Source organism: Paraburkholderia sp. JPY465 (assembly GCF_050436725.1).
Classification (GTDB): Bacteria; Pseudomonadota; Gammaproteobacteria; order Burkholderiales; family Burkholderiaceae; genus Paraburkholderia; species Paraburkholderia youngii.
Map to the genome: position 1 here is coordinate 300,001 of NZ_JBNDMT010000003.1, position 25,068 is coordinate 325,068.

At 63.4% G+C, this 25,068-nt stretch carries 23 protein-coding genes and 2 pseudogenes (1 of these 25 only partly in view); 10 read left to right on the forward strand and 15 right to left on the reverse strand.

Features of this window, described 5'->3' with window-relative positions:
* Positions 1-148, reverse strand: a pseudogene (locus tag QFZ94_RS15920) (AMP-binding protein) (its annotated part extends 59 nt beyond the left edge of the window); the annotation flags it as partial.
* Between the two features lie 152 nt (positions 149-300).
* On the opposite strand from QFZ94_RS15920, the gene ybaK reads away from it, so the two are divergent.
* A complete protein-coding gene (ybaK, locus tag QFZ94_RS15925; RefSeq protein ID WP_368584752.1) occupies positions 301-792 on the forward strand; it encodes a Cys-tRNA(Pro) deacylase in 492 nt (163 codons plus the stop codon).
* 142 nt (positions 793-934) lie between these two features.
* Positions 935-1,570, forward strand: coding sequence for a glycerol-3-phosphate 1-O-acyltransferase PlsY (plsY, locus tag QFZ94_RS15930; RefSeq protein WP_368584753.1), 636 nt, complete (start codon positions 935-937; stop codon positions 1,568-1,570).
* 98 nt (positions 1,571-1,668) lie between these two features.
* On the opposite strand, the gene QFZ94_RS15935 is transcribed toward plsY, so the two are convergent.
* Positions 1,669-2,154, reverse strand: coding sequence for a YajQ family cyclic di-GMP-binding protein (locus QFZ94_RS15935; protein WP_018421633.1), 486 nt, complete (start codon positions 2,152-2,154; stop codon positions 1,669-1,671).
* A gap of 251 nt (positions 2,155-2,405) precedes the next feature.
* On the opposite strand from QFZ94_RS15935, the gene murB reads away from it, so the two are divergent.
* Positions 2,406-3,446 (forward strand): UDP-N-acetylmuramate dehydrogenase, encoded by a 1,041-nt coding sequence (gene murB, locus QFZ94_RS15940; protein ID WP_410848534.1) that lies wholly within the window; start codon positions 2,406-2,408, stop codon positions 3,444-3,446.
* Between the two features lie 135 nt (positions 3,447-3,581).
* Here murB and argF read toward each other — a convergent pair whose 3' ends face one another.
* A complete protein-coding gene (argF, locus tag QFZ94_RS15945) occupies positions 3,582-4,511 on the reverse strand; it encodes an ornithine carbamoyltransferase (protein WP_429458107.1) in 930 nt (309 codons plus the stop codon).
* Positions 4,512-5,027: 516 nt separating this feature from the next.
* On the opposite strand from argF, the gene QFZ94_RS15950 reads away from it, so the two are divergent.
* Positions 5,028-5,375, forward strand: coding sequence for a DUF3579 domain-containing protein (locus QFZ94_RS15950; protein ID WP_368584755.1), 348 nt, complete (start codon positions 5,028-5,030; stop codon positions 5,373-5,375).
* Positions 5,376-5,530: 155 nt separating this feature from the next.
* On the opposite strand, the gene rpsT is transcribed toward QFZ94_RS15950, so the two are convergent.
* Positions 5,531-5,809 carry a 30S ribosomal protein S20 gene (gene rpsT / locus QFZ94_RS15955; RefSeq protein ID WP_013090353.1) on the reverse strand — a complete coding sequence of 93 codons (279 nt, stop codon included), beginning with the start codon at positions 5,807-5,809 and terminating at the stop codon, positions 5,531-5,533.
* Positions 5,810-6,282: 473 nt separating this feature from the next.
* On the opposite strand from rpsT, the gene murJ reads away from it, so the two are divergent.
* Both murJ and QFZ94_RS15965 read left to right on the forward strand, forming a co-directional pair.
* The gene (murJ, locus tag QFZ94_RS15960; protein WP_429458109.1) at positions 6,283-7,833 is read left to right on the forward strand and encodes a murein biosynthesis integral membrane protein MurJ; all 1,551 of its coding nucleotides are present in this window, start codon (positions 6,283-6,285) and stop codon (positions 7,831-7,833) included.
* A gap of 5 nt (positions 7,834-7,838) precedes the next feature.
* Positions 7,839-8,683: pseudogene (locus QFZ94_RS15965) on the forward strand (SirB1 family protein).
* Positions 8,684-8,764: 81 nt separating this feature from the next.
* On the opposite strand, the gene QFZ94_RS15970 reads toward QFZ94_RS15965, so the two are convergent.
* The 5 genes from QFZ94_RS15970 to lpxK form a co-directional block, all read right to left on the reverse strand.
* A complete protein-coding gene (locus QFZ94_RS15970; protein ID WP_429458111.1) occupies positions 8,765-9,523 on the reverse strand; it encodes a 3-hydroxyacyl-CoA dehydrogenase in 759 nt (252 codons plus the stop codon).
* A gap of 259 nt (positions 9,524-9,782) precedes the next feature.
* Positions 9,783-10,448 carry an adenylate kinase gene (gene adk / locus QFZ94_RS15975; protein WP_176121699.1) on the reverse strand — a complete coding sequence of 222 codons (666 nt, stop codon included), beginning with the start codon at positions 10,446-10,448 and terminating at the stop codon, positions 9,783-9,785.
* 209 nt (positions 10,449-10,657) lie between these two features.
* Positions 10,658-11,452 carry a 3-deoxy-manno-octulosonate cytidylyltransferase gene (kdsB, locus tag QFZ94_RS15980; protein WP_429458113.1) on the reverse strand — a complete coding sequence of 265 codons (795 nt, stop codon included), beginning with the start codon at positions 11,450-11,452 and terminating at the stop codon, positions 10,658-10,660.
* 206 nt (positions 11,453-11,658) lie between these two features.
* Complete coding sequence (locus tag QFZ94_RS15985) at positions 11,659-11,862, reverse strand: Trm112 family protein (protein ID WP_007180583.1); 204 nt, start codon at positions 11,860-11,862, stop codon at positions 11,659-11,661.
* A complete protein-coding gene (gene lpxK / locus QFZ94_RS15990) occupies positions 11,843-12,859 on the reverse strand; it encodes a tetraacyldisaccharide 4'-kinase (protein WP_368584759.1) in 1,017 nt (338 codons plus the stop codon). The genes QFZ94_RS15985 and lpxK overlap by 20 nt, the downstream gene beginning before the upstream one ends.
* A 547-nt stretch (positions 12,860-13,406) precedes the next feature.
* Between lpxK and xseA the strand changes: the two genes are divergently transcribed.
* The 3 genes from xseA (at position 13,407) to QFZ94_RS16005 (ending at position 16,649) form a co-directional block, all read left to right on the forward strand.
* Complete coding sequence (gene xseA / locus QFZ94_RS15995; protein WP_410848532.1) at positions 13,407-14,786, forward strand: exodeoxyribonuclease VII large subunit; 1,380 nt, start codon at positions 13,407-13,409, stop codon at positions 14,784-14,786.
* A gap of 226 nt (positions 14,787-15,012) precedes the next feature.
* Complete coding sequence (gene sodB / locus QFZ94_RS16000; protein WP_013090345.1) at positions 15,013-15,591, forward strand: superoxide dismutase [Fe]; 579 nt, start codon at positions 15,013-15,015, stop codon at positions 15,589-15,591.
* Between the two features lie 503 nt (positions 15,592-16,094).
* Positions 16,095-16,649 carry a glycine zipper family protein gene (locus tag QFZ94_RS16005; protein WP_368584761.1) on the forward strand — a complete coding sequence of 185 codons (555 nt, stop codon included), beginning with the start codon at positions 16,095-16,097 and terminating at the stop codon, positions 16,647-16,649.
* An 88-nt stretch (positions 16,650-16,737) separates the two neighbouring features.
* Here the strand turns inward: QFZ94_RS16005 and QFZ94_RS16010 are convergent, their stop codons facing one another.
* The 3 genes from QFZ94_RS16010 to QFZ94_RS16020 all read right to left on the reverse strand — a co-directional run bounded on the left by QFZ94_RS16010 (position 16,738) and on the right by QFZ94_RS16020 (position 19,333).
* Entirely contained in the window at positions 16,738-18,285 is a 1,548-nt protein-coding gene (locus QFZ94_RS16010) for an NYN domain-containing protein (protein WP_429458117.1), read from the reverse strand.
* A 164-nt stretch (positions 18,286-18,449) separates the two neighbouring features.
* Entirely contained in the window at positions 18,450-19,097 is a 648-nt protein-coding gene (gene clpP / locus QFZ94_RS16015; RefSeq protein WP_176105216.1) for an ATP-dependent Clp endopeptidase proteolytic subunit ClpP, read from the reverse strand.
* An 11-nt stretch (positions 19,098-19,108) separates the two neighbouring features.
* Complete coding sequence (locus QFZ94_RS16020; RefSeq protein WP_429458119.1) at positions 19,109-19,333, reverse strand: hypothetical protein; 225 nt, start codon at positions 19,331-19,333, stop codon at positions 19,109-19,111.
* Positions 19,334-19,357: 24 nt separating this feature from the next.
* On the opposite strand from QFZ94_RS16020, the gene QFZ94_RS16025 reads away from it, so the two are divergent.
* Positions 19,358-20,413, forward strand: coding sequence for a sigma-70 family RNA polymerase sigma factor (locus QFZ94_RS16025; RefSeq protein WP_429458121.1), 1,056 nt, complete (start codon positions 19,358-19,360; stop codon positions 20,411-20,413).
* Here QFZ94_RS16025 and QFZ94_RS16030 read toward each other — a convergent pair.
* The 3 genes from QFZ94_RS16030 to QFZ94_RS16040 form a co-directional block, all read right to left on the reverse strand.
* The gene (locus QFZ94_RS16030; RefSeq protein WP_368584797.1) at positions 20,369-21,643 is read right to left on the reverse strand and encodes an EAL domain-containing protein; all 1,275 of its coding nucleotides are present in this window, start codon (positions 21,641-21,643) and stop codon (positions 20,369-20,371) included. The two genes, QFZ94_RS16025 and QFZ94_RS16030, sit on opposite strands and share 45 nt — an antisense overlap.
* 321 nt (positions 21,644-21,964) lie before the next feature.
* Entirely contained in the window at positions 21,965-23,425 is a 1,461-nt protein-coding gene (mdtD, locus tag QFZ94_RS16035) for a multidrug transporter subunit MdtD (RefSeq protein ID WP_410842483.1), read from the reverse strand.
* Between the two features lie 129 nt (positions 23,426-23,554).
* A complete protein-coding gene (locus tag QFZ94_RS16040; protein WP_429458124.1) occupies positions 23,555-24,973 on the reverse strand; it encodes a PLP-dependent aminotransferase family protein in 1,419 nt (472 codons plus the stop codon).
* Between the last annotated feature and the right edge of the window lie 95 nt (positions 24,974-25,068).

The window sequence follows — 25,068 nt, forward strand, 5'->3', positions numbered from 1 at the left end:
CGATCAGCGCGACATGCCGCGGATCGCGTGCGGCGGCGAGCGCCGGAATGTCGCTGATGCGCGCGGGTAGGGCGGCGAGCAGCGCGGGGATGTCGATTGTGGAACGGATGGATGAAGCCTGGTTCAACGCTGTCTCCTCTGGTCCCATGCAATTGATTGCAAGACTAAATTCGTAGCTCTGCGCGTACTATTTCGCATCCTGCCGGCATAATTTCGAACGATCGTGCCACAAGCGTCGAACCCGCACAATTGCCGGTTCGGCAAATAGCCGTTGTGCAATCTCGCCATTACAATGCGCCGATGAGCAAATCCAGACACGTGTCCGAAACCCCCGCCACGCAACTGCTGCGCCGTCACGGCGTCACGTTCGGCGAACATCCTTACGACTACGTCGAGCATGGCGGTACCGCGGAATCGGCGCGCCAGCTCGGCGTCGACGAGCATCATGTCGTGAAGACGCTGGTGATGGAAGACGAGCACGCGAAGCCGTTGATCGTGCTGATGCATGGCGATCGCACCGTCAGCACCAAGAACCTCGCGCGGCAGATCGGCGCGAAGCGCGTCGAGCCGTGCAAGCCCGAAGTCGCGAACCGGCATTCGGGTTATCTGATCGGCGGCACCTCGCCGTTCGGCACGCGCAAGCAGATGCCGGTGTATGTCGAGTCGACCATTCTCGAGATGGACAAAATCTGGTTGAACGGAGGGCGGCGCGGTTTTCTCGTCAGCATCGAGCCGAAAGTGCTCTCGGATCTGCTCGCGGCGAAGCCGGTGCAGTGCGCGAGCGTGGACTGACGCCGACGGGCGAGTTGACGTTTGCCTGAATGTTTTTCGCGCGGACGCCTTCGGTAAAATGTGCGCCGCCTCGTTTCGACGGGCGTACCCTGTTGCGGTTGGGGTATCGAATGTCAGACCGCGATCCTTATAAGAGTCCTAGATGCAAAACCTGATCGTCGCTGTCGTTGCCTATCTGATCGGTTCGTTGTCGTTTGCCGTGATCGTGAGCGCCGCGATGGGTCTCGACGACCCGCGCTCGTACGGCTCGGGCAACCCGGGCGCCACCAATGTGCTGCGCAGCGGCAGCAAGAAGGCCGCGATTCTGACGCTGATCGGCGACGCCTTCAAGGGCTGGCTGCCGGTGTGGCTGGTCGTGCAATTCGGTGCACGCTACGGGCTCGACGAGCGCTCGATCGCGATTGCGTCGCTCGCGGTGTTTCTCGGTCACCTGTATCCGGTCTTCTTCCGCTTCAAGGGCGGCAAGGGTGTCGCGACCGCTGCGGGCGTGCTGCTCGCGATCAACCCGACGCTCGGCGTCGCGACCTTGCTGACCTGGATCATCGTCGCGTTCTTCACGCGCTATTCGTCGCTGGCGGCGCTGTGCTCGGCGCTGTTCGCGCCGCTTTTCTACGTGTTTCTGTTCGGGCCGCGCATCGTTGCGCTCGCGGTTCTGGTGATGAGCCTGCTGCTCGTGTGGCGACATCGCGGCAACATCGCGAAGCTGATGAAGGGGCAGGAGAGCCGTATCGGCGACAAAAAGAAGGCCGCCAGTCCGGCGGCCGGCAACGATCTTTGAAGTGGGCTGAGCCGTATCGCCCGGCCTGAGGCGAAGCGGCTCGAAGACTTTGGGCGCGGCGCCGCGCGTTGCGTTGCAAGCCTCGCGCGCCGTACTGCTTAGTCGCGGAAGTTGTTGAAGTCGAGGGGCGTGTCGGTCACGTCCTTGCGCAGCATCGCGATCACGCTTTGCAGATCGTCGCGCTTCGCACCCGTGATGCGCACCGCGTCGCCCTGAATGCTCGCCTGAACCTTGATCTTGCTGTCCTTCACCAGACGCACGATTTTCTTCGACAGATCGCCCGACACGCCCTTCTTGATCTTGATGACCTGCTTGACCTTGTCGCCGCCGATCTTCTCGATCTTGCCGTAGTCGAGGAAGCGCACGTCGACGTTGCGCTTGGCCATTTTCGACAGCAGCACGTCCTTCACCTGGCCGAGCTTGAAGTCGTCGTCGGCGTACGCGGTGATTTCGTTTTCCTTGTGCTCGACGCGCGCGTCGGACCCCTTGAAGTCGAAACGCGTCGAAATTTCCTTGTTGGACTGCTCGATCGCGTTCTTGACTTCGATCATGTTCGCTTCGCAGACGACGTCAAACGATGGCATTGCATTCTCCCAATAGTGCGGCAGTGCGCGACGCGGCCGGACGGCTGCGCGCGAGGCACTCGCTATAATCACGGACCGGACGTCATTTTACCGACGCCGCTCTCTTTTGCCCAAGGCCGCCGCGCGGCGCTGCTCGTGTAGTCAGGCGCGGTATTGGTCGTTTTTCGTTGTTTGCTGTTGCTTCCCGTTGTTGCCCTGTTGCCATTCCGATGCCCCAATCCGCTCTTGCCGCTCCCGTCGTCGCGTCTCTCATGGCCGGCTATTCGCTGAAGGCCCACAACACGTTCGGCTTCGACGTGCGCGCGCAGTTCGCGTGCCTGATCGAGCGTGAGGAGCAATTACCCGCTGCGGTGCGCGATCCGCGCGTCGCGGGCCTGCCGCGCCTCGTGCTCGGTGGCGGCAGCAACGTCGTGCTGACCGGCGACTTCGCCGGGCTCGTGCTGCTGGTGGCGCTGCGCGGCCGCCGCGTGGTGCGCGAGGATCAGCATGCGTGGTATGTCGAGGCGGCCGGCGGCGAGCCGTGGCACGAGTTCGTCGCGTGGACGTTGGCCCAGGGCATGCCCGGCCTCGAGAATCTCGCGCTGATACCGGGCACGGTCGGCGCGGCGCCGATCCAGAACATCGGCGCGTACGGGCTCGAAATCTGCGAACGCTTCGCATCGCTGAGGGCGATCGAGCTCGCGACCGGCAACGCCGTCGAACTCGACGCCGATGCATGCCGGTTCGGCTATCGCGACAGTTTTTTCAAGCGGGAAGGGCGCGAGCGCTTCGTGATCACGTCGGTCACGTTCCGTTTGCCAAAGGCGTGGCAGCCGCGCGCGGGCTACGCGGATCTCGCCCGTGAGCTGGCGGCGCGCGGTCCCGCGGCAAGCCAACTGGAAGCCGATGGTGCGGCCCTGCAGCCGACCGCGCAGGCCATTTTCGATGCGGTCGTCGCCGTGCGGCGCGCGAAGCTGCCCGATCCGCTCGAACTGGGCAATGCGGGGAGCTTCTTCAAAAATCCGGTGATCGAGGCCGCGCAGTTCGAGGCGCTGAAGCGCCGCGAGCCGGAAATCGTGTCGTACGCACAAGCGGATGGCCGGGTCAAGCTGGCGGCCGGCTGGCTGATCGACCGATGCGGCTGGAAGGGCCGCGCGATGGGCGCGGCCGCCGTGCATGAACGCCAGGCGCTGGTGCTGGTGAATCGCGGTGGCGCGAGCGGCACGGAAGTGCTGGCGCTGGCGCGGGCGATCCAGCACGAAGTGTTCGAGCAATTTGGCGTGGAGCTGGAGGCGGAGCCGGTTTGCCTGTGAGCGGAAGTGCGCTCTATGCGCGCTGACGTGCGGCGCTGAGTTTCACCACCGACGAATGCAAAAAGGCGCCGGGAGTTTCCTCCCGGCGCCTTTTTTTGTACCGTAGTCCCGGCGAGTGCCTGGTCAGCGGCCCGCTCAGTGATTGAGCTTGCCGAGCAGCAGGTATTCCATCAACGCCTTCTGCACGTGCAGACGGTTTTCCGCTTCATCCCACACGACGCTCTGCGGTCCGTCGATCACTTCCGCGCTGACCTCCTCGCCGCGATGGGCGGGCAGGCAGTGCATGAAGAGCGCGTCGGGATTCGCGCGCGCCATCATGTCGGCGTCCACGCACCAGTCGGCGAAGGCCTTCTTGCGCGCTTCGTTCTCGGCCTCGAAGCCCATGCTGGTCCACACGTCGGTGGTGACGAGATCGGCGCCCGCGCAGGCTTCGTTCGGGTCGTCGAACTCCTCGTAGAACGGCGCGCTTTCCGCCGCGACGAGCGCGCGGTCGAGCTTGTAGCCGGGCGGCGTGGACAGGCGCAGCTTGAAGCCGATGATCTGCGCGGCTTCGATCCACGTGTACAGCATGTTGTTTGCGTCGCCGACCCACGCGACCGTCTTGTCGCGGATCGGACCACGATGTTCGAAGTACGTGAAGATGTCCGCGAGCACCTGGCACGGGTGATACTCGTTCGTGAGCCCGTTGATCACCGGCACGCGCGAATTTTCGGCGAAGCGCTGGATGATGTCCTGGCCGAACGTGCGGATCATGATGATGTCCACCATGCGCGAGATGACCTGGGCGGCGTCTTCGATCGGCTCGCCGCGGCCGAGCTGCGTGTCGCGCGTGCTCATGAACACCGCGTGGCCGCCCAACTGGAAGATGCCGGCTTCGAACGACAGGCGCGTGCGCGTCGAATTCTTTTCAAAGATCATCGCCAGCGTGCGGTCATGCAGCGGATGATAGGTCTCGTAGTTCTTGAATTTGCGTTTCAGGATGCGCGCGCGTTCCAGCACGTACTCGTAGTCTTCCAGCGAGAAGTCCTTGAACTGCAGGTAGTGGCGAATTTTCTTGGCGGTCATGAAACAAATACGGCGGTCTCACCCGGCAGGGTTGCCGGACTGCGCCGCCGTCGGTTTGGTGGTAACTCAATCCAGCATAAAGGATTTCGCCCCGTTTGACGAGTCAGCTGGAAGGCTGTGAAAGTAATTAGAAAGCTAGTAGAAGGCGTTGTGTCGGGCTGCGCGAGGTCATCGGAGGGCACTTGTGTGCGCTGCGGAAAAGGGCCCGCTGCGCTATAATTTAAGGGTTATCCCATAGCCCAGCAGGCCGGCGTTTCGCATCAAGAAACGCGGCTGGCGCGGCGCGGAAAGTCTGTCATGGCGTGGCCGTCATGACAGGCGCCAGAGCGGTTCAGCCGGTTCGCCGCAGCGGTTCTCGTGGTGCGGCTCGTCATTGTTGCGTTAGCGCCAGGTCCCACGCACGTCGCAGGTGGCTGCAAGCGCTCGCCGTGCATGCCGCTTGCAGTGAATTCGAGCGTGCAATCGGTGTCGCCGGTTGGTCGTCAGTCCGCTGGGCAGTCACACAGGTATTTCTACATGGCCGAAGCAGCTCCAATCGAATATTTCATTCAGGGCATTACGTCGACCGGGAAAAGATTTCGGCCGAGCGACTGGTCGGAGCGGCTCGCGGGCGTCATGTCGTCGTTCGGGCCCGGCGTGAGGAAGGGGCCGAACGCCTATATGCAGTACTCGCTGTACGTGCGGCCAACCATGATCGGCGATCTCAAATGCGTGATTCTCGATTCGCGGCTGCGCGACATCGAGCCAATGGCCTTCGATTTCGTTCTGAACTTCGCGAAAGACAACGACCTCCTCGTCACCGAGGCGTGCGAACTGGAACTCGAGCATGCGCCTGCGCCGGAAGCCAAACGGCATGCGATCTGACGCAAGCTGGCCGGATCGGCAAAAGCAAAAACAAAAACCCGCAAGCAGCGGTTTTTTTTGTGGCTGGTCACCAAGCCAAATCAAAAAAGCCCGCCAAAGCGGGCTTCTTGTGCAGCGGAAACAGGAGGTAGCCCACCGAAGCGGGCCGACCGGAATTACTGCGCTGCGGGCGCTTGCAGACCCTTGATGGCTGCAGCGAGGCGGCTCTTGTGGCGAGCTGCCTTGTTCTTGTGAATGATGTTCTTGTCGGCGATGATGTCGATGGTCTTCGACGATGCCTTGAAGATTTCGGCGGCCTTGGCTTGGTCGCCTGCGTCGATTGCCTTGCGGACAGCCTTGATAGCCGTGCGGAACTTCGAGCGCAGTGCCGAGTTGTGCGAGTTTGCCTTCGCGGCCTGGCGGGCGCGCTTGCGTGCTTGTGCGGAGTTAGCCATGACGGTTCCTTATCCTGTTCCTGTTTCCAGTACCCGGCCTTCAACGATGAGGCGAGGTGCTGCTTCTCGATCCGAACCCTTGGAAGCGATTGCCCAAGGGCGCAAAAGTGTCGAAAAAATCGATCGAACTACGCGAAGGCGGGCCCGTGTTTCAAGGCTTCGGATGTATTGACAGGCGGCGCTGCGCCAACCTGAGAATCCCGTCCGAAGACCGTGCGAAAACTGAGCAAGCTTCGAAACCGACGATTATAGCAACAAAATCAGGCACGTGACAACGGGAAACGCGCGACCGCGTCACAGTAAGGGGAGCGGCGTCATGATGACGCTGACGTGCTGGCACAGCACGGAAAGCCGCTGAAAAGACAAAAATCGCACTTTTCAGCCGATTGCGGCGAACGTCCGCGCAGCAAATCGGTCCGAATCGCGTTCCGGCTCGTCGCCCGCATTAGCGGGACCCGTATAATAAGCGCCCCATGAATCTATTCCGAGCCCTGCTGACGGTCAGCGGCTTCACGCTGCTGTCGCGCGTGACCGGACTGGCCCGTGAAACGCTGATCGCCCGTGCGTTCGGCGCCAGTCAATACACCGACGCTTTCTACGTCGCCTTTCGCATTCCGAACCTGCTGCGCCGCATTTCCGCCGAAGGCGCGTTTTCGCAGGCCTTCGTGCCGATCCTCGCCGAGTTCAAGAACCAGCAAGGCCACGACGCCACCAAGGCGCTCGTCGACGCGACCTCGACCGTGCTCGCGTGGGCGCTCGCCGTGCTGTCGGTGATCGGCGTGGTCGGCGCGTCGGGCGTCGTGTTCGTCGTCGCGTCGGGCCTTGCGCGCGAGGGCCACGCATACCAGCTCGCGGTCACGATGACGCGCATCATGTTCCCGTACATCATTTTCATTTCGCTGACGTCGCTGGCGTCGGGCGTGCTGAATACGTACCGGAACTTTTCGTTGCCCGCATTCGCGCCCGTGCTGTTGAACGTTTCGTTCATCGTCTCTGCGCTGTTTCTCGCGCCGCGCCTGCAAACGCCGGTCTATGCGCTCGCGTGGGCGGTGATCATCGGTGGCGTGCTGCAATTCGCGGTGCAGCTGCCGGGCCTCAAGAAGATCGACATGGTGCCGCGCATCGGCCTGAACCCGCTGCACGCGCTCGCGCATCGCGGCGTAAAGCGGGTCCTCGCGAAGATGGTGCCGGCGATGTTCGCGGTCTCGGTCGCGCAGATCAGCCTGATCATCAACACCAACATTGCATCGCACATCGGCCCCGGCGCGGTGTCGTGGATCAACTACGCCGACCGGCTGATGGAGTTTCCGACCGCGCTGCTCGGCGTCGCGCTGGGCACGATCCTGCTTCCGAGCCTGTCGAAGGCGCATGTCGATGCCGATTCGCACGAGTATTCGTCGCTGCTCGACTGGGGACTGCGCGTCACGTTCCTGCTCGCCGCACCAAGCGCGATCGCGCTGTTCTTTTTCGCCCAGCCGCTGACGGCGGTGCTGTTCAACTACGGCAAGTTCGACGGCACCGCGGTCGTGATGGTGAGCCGCGCGCTCGCCGCGTACGGCGTTGGCCTGATCGGCCTGATCCTGATCAAGATCCTTGCGCCGGGCTTCTACGCGAAGCAGGACATCAAGACGCCGGTGAAGATCGGCATCGGCGTGCTGGTCGTCACGCAGCTGTGCAACTACGCGCTCGTGCCGGTGTTCGCGCACGCGGGCCTCACGCTGAGCGTCGGGCTCGGCGCTTGCGTGAATGCGTTGCTTCTGTTCATCGGTCTGCGCAAACGCGGCATTTATACGCCGTCGAGCGGCTGGCTCAAGTTTTTCGTGCAGTTGCTCGGTGCGTGCTTAGTGCTCGCCGGCGTGATGCGCTGGCTTGCAATCAGCTTCGACTGGGTCGGCATGCATACCCAGCCGGTTAGCCGCATGGTGTTGCTCGGTGCGTGTCTCGTACTGTTCGCCGCGCTATATTTCGGTATGCTTTGGCTGATGGGCTTCAAGTACGCGTATTTCAAAAGGCGAGTGAAGTGATCACCATGTCGCGGGTTCTCGATTATTTCAGTACGCTCGTCGCCGAAGACGAGAGCCTGCCGCTGACCGAGACGGCGCTCTCGCTCGCGCAGGACGCCTATCCCGACCTCGATCTGCAGTCGGTGCTCGCCGAGATCGACGAGCTGGTGCTGCGGCTGCGCCGCCGCACATGCCAGACGATGCCGACATCCGTCAGAAGGTTGGCATCCTCAATCGGTTCTTTTTCCGTGAACTCGGTTTCGCGAGCAATCTGAACGATTACTACGACCCCGACAACAGTCATCTGAACGTCGTACTCAAACGTCGCCGCGGGATTCCGATTTCACTCGCGGTGCTCTATCTGGAGATGGCCGAGCAATTCGGCGTTCCGGTGCGCGGGGTGTCGTTTCCGGGCCACTTCCTGCTGCGCGTGACGACGCCCGACGGCGACGTGATGCTCGATCCGACCACCGGTCATTCGCTGTCCGAAGCGCAGATGGTCGAGATGCTCGAACCGTACGTCGCGTCGGCTGGCGATTCGGTCGGCCGCGCGTTGCGCATGCTGCTGCAACCGGCCACGCGTCGCGAGATCGTCGCGCGGATGCTGCGCAACCTGAAGGCGATCTATCTGCAAACCGAGCGTTGGCAACGTCTGCTCGCCGTGCAGCAGCGGCTCGTCATTCTGCTGCCGGACAATATCGAGGAAGTGCGTGATCGTGGTTTCGCGTATGCGCGGCTCGATTATCTGCGGCCCGCGCTCGAGGACCTCGAAAGCTACCTTGGGGATCGCCCCGATGCGGAAGATGCCACCGTGGTCGAATCGCAACTGCATGAATTGCGGCAGCGCACGCGGCACGACGGCGGCGAATAGCGCCGCGCTTTTCACGCTGCATAAAAAGCAAACGCCTGCACATGTCGCACATGTACAGGCGTTTTTTTATCGCCACGCGCCTCACTTCGGCTGCATACGGATCGCGCCGTCCAGCCGGATCACCTCGCCGTTCAGCATCGGATTGTCGAAGATCTGCTTGGCGAGCATCGCGTATTCGGCCGGTTTGCCGAGGCGCGGGGGGAACGGCACCATCGCGCCGAGCGCGTCCTGCACTTCCTGCGGCATGCCGAGCAGCATCGGCGTTTCGAAGATGCCGGGTGCAATCGTCATCACGCGGATCGCGTTGCGCGACAGGTCGCGCGCGATCGGCAGCGTCATGCCGACCACGCCGCCTTTCGACGCGGAGTAGGCCGCCTGGCCGATCTGGCCGTCGAACGCGGCGACCGATGCGGTGTTGATGATCACGCCGCGTTCGCCATTGACGTTCGGCTCGTTCTTCGACATCTGCACGGCGGCGAGCCGGATCATGTTGAACGTGCCGATCAGGTTGATCGAGATCGTGCGCGTGAACAGATCGAGCGAATGAGGGCCATCCTTGCCGACGGTCTTCGCGGCCGGCGCGACGCCCGCGCAGTTCACGAGCCCGCGCAGCGTGCCGAGCTTCGCGGCGGCTTCGACGGCTCGTTGCGCGTCCTCTTCGCGGCTCACGTCGCATTTGACGAATACGCCGCCGAGTTCCTTGGCGAGCGCCTCGCCCGCGTCCAGATTCAGGTCGGCGAGCACGACCTTGCCGCCGTGCTCGACCAGCAGGCGCGCGGTGGCAGCGCCGAGCCCTGATGCACCGCCGGTGATCAGGAACACGTTGTCACGAATTTCCATGTCTTCTCCTTCGCTACGGTTGTTCAGTGCAGTCTGGATCGAAGCGTTTTTCGACGATCGATTGTAGCGGCTGTGCTGCGCTGCGGAAAGCGACGCGGGCGGCGGAAATGCGAGCGCTATGCAAGACCAACCGGTTCTGCTGGACGTTCCGTGCACAGCGCTTGCCGTTGCGGTTGGCGCGCTGAGCCAATAAAAAACCCGCCCAATGTGGGCGGGTTTCGGTCGAACGCAAACAGCGGAAATCTTAGATCAATCCAGCTTACTTCAGCGCGTCGAACGCACGGGCGCGAATTTCATCGACGCTGCCGAGGCCCGAAATGCGGCGATATTGGGGCGCTTTCACCGAGCTCGACGCATCGCCGTTCTTCGCCCAGCTGTTGTAGTACTCGATCAGCGGCTTGGTTTGCGATTCGTACACTTCCAGACGCTTCTTGACCGTTTCTTCCTTGTCGTCGTCGCGCTGGATCAGCGGCTCGCCCGTCACGTCGTCGATGCCCTCGACCTTCGGCGGGTTGAACGTCACGTGATACGTGCGGCCCGACGCAGGGTGCGAGCGGCGCCCGCTCATACGCACGATGATCTCGTCGAACGGCACGTCGATCTCGAGCACGTAGTCGATCGCGACACCGGCCTGCTTCATTGCTTCGGCTTGCGGAATCGTGCGCGGGAAGCCGTCGAACAGGTAGCCGTTCGCGCAGTCCGGCTGTTGCAGACGTTCCTTCACGAGGTTGATGATCAGCTCATCCGTGACGAGCTCGCCGGCATCCATGAAGCGCTTTGCTTCGAGGCCGAGCGGCGTACCAGCCTTGACGGCCGCGCGCAACATGTCGCCGGTCGAAATTTGCGGGATGCCGAACTTTTCCTTGATGAAGTTGGCCTGAGTGCCTTTGCCAGCACCCGGTGCACCCAACAGGATCAAACGCATGGATATCTCCAGATCTATGTGAATTCTTTATTTACGCAGCAGGCTTCCCGGCGATTCTCGCAAGTTCCGCATCGGCTACCGTTGGCTAGCTCGCGCTGCACGTCGAAATGACGGCGCTGCAAGATCCGCACGGCGCGACCGGGATAACCCGAGTGTCGCTGCGCTGGGAGGCGCGCATAACCGTTCGATTATGCCACGGCTTCCCGCCCTCAAGACCCGAATAAAGCCCGTACGCGCGCGAGATCGGCGGGGGTATCGACGCCCGGTAACGGCACGTCATGTGTGACCAGTACCGCGATGCGCTCGCCATGCCACATCGCGCGCAGCTGTTCGAGCGCTTCGACCTGCTCGATCGGCGAGATCGCGAGGCTCGGGTACGTGCGCAGAAATTTCGCGCGGTACGCGTACAGGCCGATGTGCCGGTATACGGCGGCGGGCGCGGGCGGCGCCGGCATCGACGCGACGTTGGGCCAGTGCGGCTGCCATGCGTCGCGCGCCCACGGGATCGGCGCGCGCGAGAAATACAGGGCGACGCCGCGCGCATCGGGCACGACCTTGACGACGTTCGGATTGAAAATTTCGGCGGGATCGGTGATCGGATGGGCGGCCGTCGCGATCGCGCAGTCGTCCGTCGTTGCCAGATGCGCGGCGACGCCGCGCACCAGCGCCGGGTCGATCAGCGGCTCGTCGCCCTGCACGTTGACGATGATCGTGTCGTCGCTCCAGCCGAAGCGCGTCGCCACTTCCGCGAGGCGGTCGGTGCCCGACGGATGGTCGGCGCGCGTGAGTACTGCGTCGAAGCCGTGGTCGTGCGCCGCGTCGAGCACTTCCTGCGCGTCCGACGCGACCAGCACCTGCTGCGCGCCCGATTCGCGCGCGCGCTCCGCGACGCGCACGACCATCGGTTTGCCGCCGATGTCCGCGAGCGGCTTGTTGGGCAGACGCGTCGACGCCAGACGGGCCGGCACGACAGCGATAAACGGATGAGGGGTGGTGTGGATCATCGGATCGGGAACGGGCGGCAATCAGGCCGGAGGAAGGGGCTGCGCGCGCGATGCGCACGCAGAGTCGGACATAAGCCGGAGCGGCAGAAACGGCTACGGATCGATCGTGGAGCACATACGGGCGGGCATTGGCGTTGACGAAGCTTTGCCCGGTGACCCGCGAGCGAGCGAGACGTCACGGCGCCGCGGTGCAGCGCCGCGCCGGGTCAGGCGACCGAGCCGGGATTCAGATCGACCGGCGTGCCTTCGACGGTCTGCCGCGCTTCGTCGACGAGCATCACGGGAATGCCGTCGCGGATCGGATAGGCGAGCTTGTCCGCGTTGCAGATCAGTTCCTGCGCGGCGCGGTCGTAGCTGAGCGGGCCCTTGCAGATCGGGCAAACGAGGATTTCAAGCAGGCGAGCGTCCACGGACTTTCTCCACAACTAATGCAGTGAGGCGGTGATCAAGCGCGGCTTCGACCGGGACTACCCAGATGCGCGCGTCGTGCCAGGCCCCCAATTTTACCGCATCCTTTTCGGTAATCAGGATCGCGTCGGCGTCGACGTCGGTGAACGGATTGCGCTCGAACGCGTAGTGGTCGGGCAGTGCGCGCGTCGTGGGCGTGATGCCGGCCGCGCGCACTGTCGCGAAAAAGCGTTCCGGCGCGCCGATGCCGGCCGCGGCCAGTACGCGTTGACCGGCGAATTGCGCGAGCGGGCGGCGCAGCGCGGGATTGTCGAGATGCCACGCGTCGGCGGGCGCGAGCTGCAGTGCGAACGTGTTCGGCCACGCGGGCAGGGTGCGCGCGTACGGATCATTGATCAGCGTCGCGTCCCGGCGGCGCGACAACGGCTCGCGCAGTGGCCCGGCCGGCAGCAGGAAGCCGTTGCCGCCGAGCCGGTGATCGAACACGACGAGTTCGACGTCGCGCGCGAGGCGATAGTGCTGCAAGCCGTCGTCGCTGACGATCACGTCGACGTCGCGATGGGCGGCGCAGAGCGCCTGCGCGGCGGCGACGCGATCCGGACAGACCCATACGGGTGCGCCGGTGCGGCGCGCGATCAGCAACGGCTCATCTCCGCCGACGCGCGCCGACGAACCGGGCGTGACCTGGGTCGGCGTGCTCACGCGCGCGCCGTAGCCGCGCGACACGATGCCAGGCGTGAAGCCCGCGGTGCGCAACGCTTCGACGAGCGCTATGACGGTCGGCGTCTTGCCGGTGCCCCCCACCGTCACGTTGCCGACCACCACCACCGGCACGCCGACGCGCACCGACTTAAGCCAGCCTTGCGAAAACGCGGCGCGGCGCGCGGCCGCGACCGCGCCGAACACGCAGGCGAGCGGCGTCAGCGCCCAGGCGAGCGGGCCGCGTTGCTGCCATTCGCGCGCGAGGCGCGCTGCGAGACGGTCGCTGAGTTCGCTCATGGGCGGGTTGCGGGCAAGGACTGCGTGCCGAGCGCACTACGCGGGGTCAACATCAACGCGGTTCTCCGGGCAATCGAATGCGAATACGGTCGAAAAATGAGGTGCAAACCGCGCGGCGAAAGGGCTCGTGCTTATCGGCCTCAGGCCGGCCAGCTCCCCGGCGCACCGCGCGATCGGCATGCCGTCGAACCCGCAACTCTAGCGCGCGGGCGTCCCGGCCGGCAAGTCGCGCAGGGCTTGATGGACGCCGGTCCATGCTATGTGCGGTCGCCCACAGTCTGTGGATAACTTTGTGGAGAACCTGCCATCCGATGGTCCGGGAGGGCCATTCCGTGCGCTTTGGATCGAAGTGCTCGCTCTCTATTGAGATGCAAACGCCATATAAATCAAGGGTCTGCCAGGAATCTATTGGCGTTGGCGGGCGTTCTGGCGGAATTCGTCAGGCGGTTCCCGCCATGTGGACACTTTTAACAATCCTGCGATTCCGGCTGGACGCCGCTCGTCGCTCGGTCTATCGTCTGTCCGGCCAGCGCTATTTATTCCTCGCATGAACCCCGAAAATCCTTTTGCTTCGGCGGCCACACCAGGCGGTGAGGTCGTCGTTCCCGTCTCCGCGCTCAATCGCGCGATCGGCACGATGCTCGAACGCTCGTTTCCACTCGTTTGGGTTGCGGGCGAAGTGTCGAACTTCACGCGCGCCGCGAGTGGTCACTGGTATTTCTCGATCAAGGACGCGCAGGCGCAGATGCGCTGTGTGATGTTCCGTGGTCGCGCGCAGTACGCCGAATTCATGCCGCGCGAAGGCGATCGCATCGAAGTGCGCGCCCTCGTGACGATGTACGAACCGCGCGGTGAATTGCAACTAAATGTCGAAGCGGTGCGCCGTACCGGTCAGGGGCGTCTGTATGAAGCGTTTCTGCGGTTGAAGGCGCAGCTCGAAGCCGAAGGGTTGTTCGCCGCCGAGCGCAAACGCGCGCTGCCGACGCATCCGCGCGCGATCGGTATCGTCACGTCCTTGCAGGCGGCCGCATTGCGCGACGTGCTGACGACGCTCTCGCGCCGCGCGCCGCATATTCCGGTGATCGTTTATCCGGCGCCGGTGCAGGGCGCGGGTGTCAGCGCGAAGCTGGCGGCGATGGTCGAGACGGCTGGCGCGCGCCGCGAGGTCGACGTGCTGATCGTGTGTCGCGGCGGCGGCTCGATCGAAGATCTGTGGGCCTTTAACGAAGAAGTGCTCGCGCGCGCGATTGCGGAAAGCGTGATACCCGTGGTGAGCGGCGTCGGCCACGAGACCGATTTCACGATTGCCGATTTCGCCGCCGATGTACGTGCGCCGACGCCGACCGGGGCTGCCGAACTCGTGAGTCCGCAGCGCGTCATGCTGCTGCGCGAACTCGATCATCGGCACGCGACGCTCGCGCGCGGGTTCGGCCGCATGATGGAGCGGCGCGCGCAGCAGCTCGACTGGCTGACGCGCCGGCTCGTGTCGCCAGCCGAGCGGCTCGCGCGGCAGCGCACGCATTTGCAGCAACTGCGCGTGCGGCTCGCGTCAGCGGGCGCGCGGCCGGTGCGCGACGCCCGAGCCCGATTCTCGCTCTTGCAGATGCGCTGGCAACGCTGGCGGCCGGATCTCGCGGCCGAGCGCACGCGCATCCACACGCTGGCGCAACGCCTGAATGCAGCGCTGTCGCGCCAGCATGAACGTCAGGTCGCGCGCATCGACATGCTCGGCGCGCGACTCGAAGTGCTGAGTCCGCAGCGCACGCTCGAGCGCGGCTATGCGGCCGTGCTCGATGCGCAAAGCGGTCGGGCGATCCGCACGCCGTCGTCGCTGAAACCCGGACGTCGTTTGACGATGCATCTCGCCGAAGGCTCGGCCGACGTCGCGCTCGCCGACGTGCAAGCACGTCTGACTGACGGCTTCTGACGTTTTGCCGGGTGGGCGCGTGGCGCCTATCTCCTGTCATGTCCTGCCTGCCGACGACCCGGGCACGCGCCATGCGCGCCCTTCCGAAGGGCCTTGCGCACGGCGTGTTCGACATGCCGGACATAAAGGCCGGTCGTTTGCGGGGTTATTCCAACTCGCCTACAATCGAGTGCTCGATAGCGTCATCCGCAGACTCCCCACAACAGATATAGAGAAGGAAAGCACCATGGAACATACGCTCCCGCCGCTGCCGTTTGCGAAAAACGCGCTCGCTCCGCACATGTCGGAAGAGACGCTCGAGTTTCACTATGGCAAGCATCACCAGACCTATGTGACCAACCTGAACAATCTGATCAAGGGCACGGAGTTCGAGAACCTGTCGCTGGAAGAGATCGTCAAGAAGTCGTCGGGCGGTATCTTCAACAATTCGGCTCAGGTGTGGAATCACACGTTCTTCTGGAACAGCCTTTCGCCGCAAGGTGGCGGTGCACCGACCGGCGCGCTCGCTGACGCGATCAACGCGAAGTGGGGTTCGTTCGACAAGTTCAAGGAAGAGTTTGCGAAGACCGCGGTCGGCACGTTCGGCTCGGGCTGGGCATGGCTCGTGAAGAAGGCCGATGGTTCGCTCGACCTCGTGTCGACGAGCAACGCCGCCACGCCGCTCACCACCGACGCCAAGGCGCTGTTGACGATCGACGTTTGGGAGCACGCTTACTACATCGACTATCGCAATGCGCGTCCGAAGTTCGTCGAAGCGTACTGGAACATCGTCAACTGGGACTTCGCAGCGAAGAACTTCGCTTGAGATTTCCGGTTGCAGCTCGTCGTCTGATGTCGTGATCCTTGCGGTCGCGATTGAAGATGGTAGCTAGAGACGAAGGCCCTCCATCGCGAGGGCTTTTTCTTTTTCTGCGGCGGATTGGAACGGTAGGGATCGCTTCTGAAAGAAGTTTGTCACAGTTGGTAACCGCGGTTTCGCGGGGCGCTAAGTGGACCTCGACGGCCGCCCGTCGACTTCGCCGGGCTGGCGGGGGCGGGCGCGCCGCAGGCAATGCGAGCCGCTGCGGCGGCGAGAATGAACCGGTTGATTGAGGCGGCCTCCGCGCGGTCGATTGGCTTGGGCGGCGGGGACCGTTTGACACTAGTGTGGGCGGCGGTCCCTGTCGATATAACCTACCCAACGCCGCGACGATGCGCAGCCGGGGCGAGGCTCGGCGGCCGTGCAAAAACTTTCTGTAACTAAGCCGTAACCACGGAATTTCGCGATTAGCCTAACGTTTGAATTCCAATCCTCTGAAGTGCACCACCATGATTTCCAGCAATAAAACGATCAGCCTGGCGATTCCCGCCGCAGTCATCGCGCTCGCGTTAGGCGGTTGCGCAGTGGCGCCCCCGAGCGGCCCGAGCATAGCCGCGATGCCGCGCAGCGGCGAGCCGCTCAGCCAGTTCCAGCAGAACGACTACGAGTGCCGCGACTACGCGAATCAAACGACGAATCCGTCCGGCGCTGCGCAGGCAGCCACCACGAACAGCGTGAACAGCGCGGCACTCGGCACGCTCGGCGGCGCGGCGGTTGGCGCGCTGCTCGGCGCCGCGGCGGGCAACGCCGGCGCGGGTGCGGCGATCGGGGCGGGCAGCGGTCTGCTGATCGGCGGCGCGAACGGCGCGAACGGCGCCCAGTACTCGGCGGCCGGCTTGCAGGCACGCTATGACACCGCCTACGCCCAGTGCATGACCTCGAAGGGCGAGACGATCGCTCAGCCGCAGCCTTACTATTCGACGCAGCCGGTGTATGTTGCGCCCCGTCCTTACTACTACGCACCGCCTCCGCCCGTCATGTATGCGCCTTATCCGGCCTACTGAACGGTGATAGTGGGGGACCGGCCGGCTTGCTTGTCTTGCATTGTCGGCCGGTAGCTTGTAGCGACGACCGTCGAATCCGTGCCGCTGTTTACTCCGTGCTGTCCGTCGACGCCGCTTTGCGCGGACGACGGCTGCGAGACGCCGTTTTACGGGTGACCTTCCTGGTGGCCTCAGGTCCTTCTTCCGAGTTGACTGCCGGAGCAGCGGCCTCGGCCGGCGCCGCGATCTCAGGGACTTCCTCGATCGTGCGCGGTGTACTTTTTTTCACTTTCTTCGCGGCCGTTTTGCGCGAAGCGCGCTTTTTGACGCTTTCACGCTGTGCGGGGTGGTCGCTGTCGGGGCTTTGCTCGATTTCTTGACCGAAGACGACTTGTTCGGCGGCTGTATCCGCTGCCGCTGTTACAGCGCGAGCTTCGCTGTTTTCACCTATCGGTTCAGTGACGAACTCGTCTTGGAGCGGCGCGCGTTCACGCGGCTCCTGCCGCGGGGCAGACTCGGCGGGCTCCGCCTGTTCGGTGAGAGCCGGAGCGCCAGCCGCAGGTTCTTCATCAGCCGTTTCGTGGTGCCCCCGCTTGCCGTGCACAGCCTCCTGACCGCGGGCCGCCTTGCGGTTGCCGCGCTCCTTACGACGCGACTTATGCTTACCGCCCGACTCGGACGCGGCCGCTTGCGCGGCCTGCGCTTGATACGAATGTTCGGCCGCCTGTTCGGCCGACGCCGACTCAGCCGACCCCGTTTCAGCAGACTCCGCCGCGGTTTCGCCGATATTTTCACTGGCCGCTTCACTCGCGACGTTCACGGCCGTGCTTCGATAAACGTACGCGCCTGACTTTTCATCGCGGCCGAATTCGAGTAGCCCGCGCGCCTGAGCTTCTTCCAGCAGATTGCCGAAAGCGCGAAACCCGTAATACGTTTCGTTGAAATCCGGTTTGCGCCGTTTGATCGCGTTCTTCAGCACGGACGCCCAGATCTTGCCGCTGTCGCCACGTTCGGAAGCGAGTGCGTCGAACGTCTGCACCGCAATTTCAACAGCCTTGCTGCGACGCTTCTCCAGATCTTCCTTCGGCGGGGCTTTCTCTTCATCAGCCGCACGTTTGGCTGCCTGCTGCGCGCTCTGCTGCTGGCGCGACGATTCGCGCCTCGCGACTGCGCGCTGACTTTCGCGTACGAGATCGTCGTAAAAGAAGAACTCGTCGCAGTTCGCAATCAGCAAATCCGACGTGGACTGCTGCACACCGACGCCGATGACCTGTTTGGCGTTCTCGCGCAGTTTCGACACGAGCGGCGAAAAATCGGAATCACCACTGATGATGACGAACGTATTGACGTGCGATTTCGTATAACAGAGATCGAGCGCATCGACGACGAGCCGAATGTCGGCGGAATTCTTGCCCGATTGGCGCACGTGCGGAATTTCGATCAACTCGAAATTGGCCTCGTGCATGGCCCCTTTGAAACTCTTGTAGCGATCCCAGTCGCAATACGCCTTCTTGACGACGATGCTGCCCTTCAGCAGCAGGCGCTCGAGTACAAGCTTGATATCGAACTTGTCGTATTTCGCGTCGCGCACGCCAAGCGCGACGTTCTCGAAGTCGCAGAACAGCGCCATGCTGACGTTTTCGTTGGATGACGCCATGTGTATCTCCATTGAAGCGGTCGTCGAAGTCGACGAATCGCGACATGATAGCGATTCCAGCGAAGGTGAGCAGCTTTTGTGGTGCGCTCGCACCGATAGTTGGATGGGAATTTGCAGCAAGCGGTTTGTCCGGCCGCCCAGCGAGCGGCTCCATGTCAGTGCCGTTACAGAGTGTCGCGACGACCTGCGTTGTTCCACGTCGCGCGAGCTTCCAGCACGTCGTCGATCAATCCGTATTCCCTCGCTTCGAGCGCCGACATGAAGTTGTCGCGGTCGGTATCGCGCGCGATATCTTCGATGCTGCGTCCGGTGCGTTCGGCCATCATCGCATTCAGACGCGCTCGCACATACAGCACCTCCTTTGCCTGGATTTCGATGTCCGCCGCGGTGCCCTGACCACCGCCGGACGGCTGGTGAATCATGATGCGAGCATTCGGTAGCGCATACCGTTTGCCGCGTTGACCCGCGGTGAGCAGAAAGGTGCCCATGCTCGCGGCAAAGCCCGTGCACAAGGTCGAGACCTCCGGCTTGATGAACTGCATGGTGTCGTAAATCGCGAGGCCGTCATACACCGAGCCGCCGGGCGAGTTGATGTAAAAAGAAATATCCTTGTCGGGGTTCTCCGATTCGAGAAACAGCAATTGTGCGACGATCAGACTGGCTGACTGCTCGTTCACGGGCCCGACAAGAAACACGATGCGCTCGCGCAGCAGGCGGGAGTAGATGTCATAGGCGCGCTCGCCCCGGCCGGATTGTTCGATCACCGTGGGCACGAGGCCCAGGGCGGAGACAGACGGGTAACTGGAAGGCATGGATTCCTCGTTCAGGATGGATAGCACGGGCATTCGGGGATGCGCAGCCCGCCTCGGATCAGAAGCCGCGTGACATGCGCGGGTTGTTGCTCATTTGACGAAGCAGCGACCGGCGTTGTGACAGAAATTTTTTTGCGCCGAGCTGTCACATCAACCGTTGCCCACGCGTCAAGCTCAGGAATACCGAACACGACGCGCGCCTGAGCCATGCCACTGGTGTACAGCCGCTTTTTCACGACGCAACATCGGGAGGTCTACGCATGACGGAACAGGGAATCGACAAGGCATCCAGTTTCGAGGCCGCGCGCGCCCGTCTGCTGGCGCTCGCATATCGGATGCTTGGCAGTCGTGCGGAGGCCGAAGACGTGGTGCAGGACGTCTGGCTCAAATGGCATCTTGCCGATACGCAGGCGGTGCAAACGCCGGTCGCGTGGCTTACCACGCTCACCACGCGCGCGGCGATCGACCGTCTGCGGCACGCGCAGCGCGAGCGCGCGTCGCAGGCTAGCGGCTGGTTGCCGGAGCCGTGGCTCGACGAGGTCGCACCGTCGGCGGAGGAGTTGGCATTGCGCGCGGCCGATATGTCATATGGCGTGATGTTGCTGCTCGAACATCTCAAGCCAGACGAACGCGCGGCGTTCGTCCTGCATGAAGCGTTCGAATGCGGTTATGCCGAAATCGCGTCGATTCTCGAGCGCACACCGGCCGCTTGCCGGCAAATGGTTCATCGCGCCAAGGAGCGTCTGAAACGGGCGGGCGCGCCATTGAAGCGGCCCGATCCAGCGGTGCACGGGCGCATCGTCGAGCGATTGCGCGCGGCGCTCGAAGCGCAAGACCGGGCGGGCTTGCTGCAGCTTTTCAACGACGCGCCGCAACTGATCAGCGACGTACCTCTGTACGCTATACCCACTCCAATCCCCACGGCCAACCTGGCCCTTCGCGCACAAGGGCCGACACCTGGAGCCGAAGCGCAGGGCGCCCCCGAACCCGGTTCAGGTCAGAAGTGGATCGCTGTGGTTACATCGCTCGCGCAACAGGCGAGCTATACCGAGGTGGTGTCGATGGCGGGCGCGGTGTGTATCGCACTGTTCTGCGACGGCGACATCGTCGGGCTAATCGACGTGGTGACGGATGGCGCAACGGACCTTTCGGCGAGAATCGTCTCGCTGCGCATCGTGACCAGCGCCGCGCATTTGCGGGCGGCCAACCGAATGCTGGGCCGTGACGCGGTCAGGGAACTGCTTGCCCGCATCAAGGGCCCTCGGGGCGTGTCAGTTGCGGTGAGCCGCGACTTCCCAGTTGATGTCGACGCATAGCACCTGCGTACCATGCGAGTTATGCGCGGCAATCGAGGCCGTGACGCACAGATGCGCTTCGTTGATCGACAGATACGGCGGCGTTAGATGAACCCGCCCCGGTTGACGCATCGCCTGAATGAAGTACGGGCGGCGCTCCCAACTGGCGCCTTCGGAGTGCAGCAGCGGGCTGAAGCGCTTTGCACGTTGCGATGTGCGGCCCGGTGGCAGCACGTTGTCGCCGATCTGCCGGCCCGAACCGTCCAGGACAAAGCAGCGTGCCGTTTCTCCGAGCGCGAGCAAAGGTGCGGTCGCCTGCGCGATCGATTCCCCGGCAATCAGCTGAGCTGCGGCGGCCTCGAGCGCGGTGACATACGGTGCGAGCCGCGCGGATTGCGCTTTCTCTCGAGCGGCAACGCGTTCGCGCAGCGAGGCGGAGAGCGAATCCATCAGGCCAGCGGCAACTTGTGGCTTGACGGGTTCGACGCTCGGGCCTGCGAAAAATGCGCCCTGGACGAAATCTACGTTGCATTCGAGCGCGATCAGCGCGTCACGCTCGGTGCTCAGACCGCCCATCAGTACCAGTTGCCCGGACTCGTGCAACAGAGAGACGAGGCCCGGCAAGACACGCTCGATGTGCGAGTGTTCACTCGCTTGCGCGAGGATGCAGCGGTCGAGCGTCACGATGTCCGGCCGCAGATTCCACACGCGGTCGATGTTCGAATGCTTGGCGCCAAAGCCGTCGAGCGCGATCAGAAAACCGGACTTGCGCAGCGAATCGACGATTTCGGCGAAGCGCGTGGTTTCGCCGCCGGCCTGTTCGGATACTTCGAGCACCACGCGTTGCGGCGGCAGGCCGAGCGTCTTCAGGCTGGCAAGCAGCGCGTCGCCGTAGCTGGTGTCCATCAGTGCGGCCGGATGCAGGCTGAGGAAGAGCCATTCGTCGTGGCTGTCGAACGCGTTGAAGTTGCCGAGGTGCAGCGATTCGGCTAGCCGCCCGAGTTCCAGCAGGTCGCCGCGTCGCGCGGCCTGCGTAAAGACTTCGTGCGACGGCACTTGCTGCTCATGCTCGTCGTGCACGCGCAGCGACGCGTGATACCCGATCGCGCGCCGGTGCGATACCGAGAAGACCGGTTGAAACACGCTGAAAACGGTGTAGCCGCCATACAGAACGGTACGGCGCGAGCCTTCGTCGCCGGCCATCGGGCGTGGTGGCTGGAAGCCGGGAGGATCGAGTTCGATCATGCTCATCATGTCGGTCGTGTGGAAATGGCGGCGCTTGCAGGGCTCGGCAGGAGTTTGCACGCGCAGACTAAGAGTTTACAGGATAGTCGAGCAAGAACTATGCGCGTGTACCGACAAAGCTCGAGCGCCCACCAGCAATGCTCCGAGCCAAACATCGTGCGCCCGCTCCGGTACTAAGGCGATGACACGCACTTCACTGGTGCGGGACGCGCCCTGTTGCGGGTCGGTGACGCTGTTCAGGGATGCGGCGTGCGGGGCCGCGCGGAGCGGTGCCAGGAAATCCGTTTGCAAGCGCGCGAGGATGCGTCGTCCCGGCCCGCGCGGATTTCAGGTGCGCTCCGACGGATCGGTCTTTTTCGCCGGCGTGCGGATCTCCGGCGACAGCTGCGCAAAGATCCACGACGAACATGCGGTAATGATGCCGACACACAGGAACGTCGCATGAAACGCGGGCAGCGAATTTGCGGCAGTCACGCGCTGCATGATGCCGGTAAAGGTCGTCAGCAACGCACCGGCCACGGTCACGCCGAGACTCATCGAAAGCATCTGCACGAGCGAAAACAGGCTATTGCCGCTGCTCGCGCCGCCGGTGCCGAGGTCCTTCAGCGTCAACGTGTTCATCGCGGTGAACTGCATCGAGTTTACGCCGCCGAAGATCGCCAGTTGCACGAGCCGCAGCCACAGCGGCTGATTCGTGCTCGTGAGCGCGAAACTCGCCATCATCAGGCCGACCAGAATCGTGTTCGCCATCAGCACGCGCCGGTAGCTGTACCTCAGAATCAGCGTCGTCACGAGACGCTTCGTTGCCATACCCGCGGCTGCCACGGGCAGCATCATCAGCCCGGCTTCGAATGCGCTATAGCCGAGGCTCACCTGCAACAGCAAAGGAATCAGGTAGGGCATCGAGCCGCTGCCGATCCGCGCGAACAGATTGCCGAGCAGTCCGACGCTAAACGTGTGGATTTTGAACAGATCGAGCGGAAAAATCGGCGCCGGCTCGCGCACCGCGTGCAGACCATAGGCAACGAAGCACGCCATGCTCAGAATCAGCAGCACCAGCACCGTCGCATGTTGGATGCCGAATTCGGTGCGGCCGTCGAGCGCGAACGAAATTGCCACCATGCCCACCACCAGCAGCAGGTAGCCGCCGAGGTCGAATTTGCCCGTGTGTTCATTGCGGCTATCCGGCATGAAGATAAACGTGGCAATGCAGCCCACGATGCCCACCGGCACGTTGATCAGAAAGATCCAGTGCCACGACGCGATTTTGACGAGCCAGCCGCCGAGCGTCGGGCCGATCAACGGTCCGATCAGGCCCGGGATCGCCACGAACGACAACGCCGGCAGATAGCGCTCCGCCGGAAAGGTACGCAGCACCGCGAGCCGCCCAACCGGCAGCAGCATCGCGCCGCCCACGCCTTGCAGAATGCGGAAGAGCACCAGTTGGTTCAGCGTGTGCGCGTTCGCGCACAGCAGCGAGCCCACCGCGAACACGAGGATCGCACTGAAGAACACGCGCCGCGTGCCGAGTTTGTCGGCGAGCCAGCCAGATACGGGGATCATCACCGCCATCGTCAGCGAGTAGGCGATCACCACCGATTGCATGCGCAGCGGCAGCTCGCCGAGGCTCGTCGCCATCGCGGGGAGCGCGGTGTTGACGATCGTCGAATCGAGCGTCTGCATGAAAAAGCCGGTGGCGACCAGCCACAGCATCACCGTCAGTGCGCGGGGCGAAGGGCCAGAGGGGATGTCGGGAGCGAGGGCGGGCGGAGTCGGCGTCGTGGACATATGAAGCGGCTGGGCGCGCTCGGTCGGGCTGGGACTCGCTATTTTAGGGAAAAGCGGGTCCCGGCGCAGCGAGCGGCGCAGTCTTGCGCAGGTGCCAGCGCTGCGTCGCGGCGGCGTTGTGCGCGATGTTCACGCATCAGCCGGCAACTGCGCCGCCGCATGAAAAAACGCCTGCGCCCGTGGATCGTTGCCAAACGCTACATGAATCCTGATCCACGGGCTCGGCTCCCGGTTCGGCCTGAAGTGTTGTCCAGGCAGCACCGTCACACCGAGCGGCACACCGCATTCAACGAGTCGCTCGGCGTCCGCGACATGAGGCACGCGCGCCCACACGAACTTGCCGCCCGCCGGTTCTTCGAAAATCTCCCAGCCGGCATCTTCGAGTGTCTGGACGGTCGAGCCGAGCGCGCCGCGCATCTGGCGGCGCAGTCGCTCCAGATACTTGCGATACGCGCCGCGTTCCAGCATCGACACCGCCACCGCTTCGGCAAACCGCGAGCCGCCGATGCTCGTCAGCATCTTGATATCGACCAGATCCTTGATGATCGCGTGATTCGCAACCACGCAGCCGATCCGTAGCGACGACGACAGCGTCTTCGACAATCCGCCGATGTAGATCACCTGTTCGAGTTGGTCGAGTGTCGCGAGGCGATCGGTGAGGTCGGTCTGAAAATCCGCGTAGATGTCGTCTTCGACGATATGGAAGCCATGCTCACGCGCCATTTGCAGCAAACGGAACGCGACCTGCGGTGCGACCGTGGTGCCGGTCGGATTGTGGAACACGGTGTTGATGAGCAGCAGTCTAGGCCGGTGCAGCTTCAGTTGCGCCTGCATCACGTCGAGGTCGGGACCGCTGCCGGTGCGCGGAATGCCGATCAGCTTCATGCCGTGCAGTCGCAACAGGCCGTACAGGTTGTAGTAACCGGGGTCCTCGACAAAGATCGTGTCGCCAGGCTTCAGCATGTAGCGCACCAGCAGATCGAACGCCTGGCTCGCGCCATTGGTGATCAGAATCTGCGACGCGTCCGCCTGGATGCCCAACTGCCCAATGCGGCCGCGCAACTGCTCGCGCAAGACGGGATTGCCGAGCGGCGTCGCGTACTCGACCATGCTCGCCGGATCGGTTCGCGACACATGGCGGATCGCCTGCGCAATGCCGTCGATGTCGCGCCAGCTTTCGGGAATAAAACCGGTGCTGAGCTTCAGCGTCTCGCCCGGAAAGTTGAATTGTTCGAGCAAATGGTCCGATTCGACATCGGCGCGGCGCGGGTCCGACGTGCCCTGACAGCGCATGTCCGTCGGCTGGCGATCGGCGACGTAAAAGCCGGAGCCGTGGCGCGAGTCGACATAGCCGAGCGACACCAGCCGGTCGTATGCCTCGATCACCGGAAAGCGGCTTACGCCGAAGTCGGCGGCGAACTGGCGAATCGACGGCAGCTTCGAGCCGGGATGCGCATTGCGCGAACGGATCCACGCCGAAACGCCCGTGACGATCTGCTCGGTAAGCGGGACGCCGTTGTCCCGATCGAGCTGGATTTCGAGTTTCATACGCTTGCCTTCTGTCGCCGGCTGGCGAGCCCACGAGCTTTTAACCTGCGTCGCGCGAGCCATGCCAACTGTTCGGTTTTTTGACTGAACAGTTC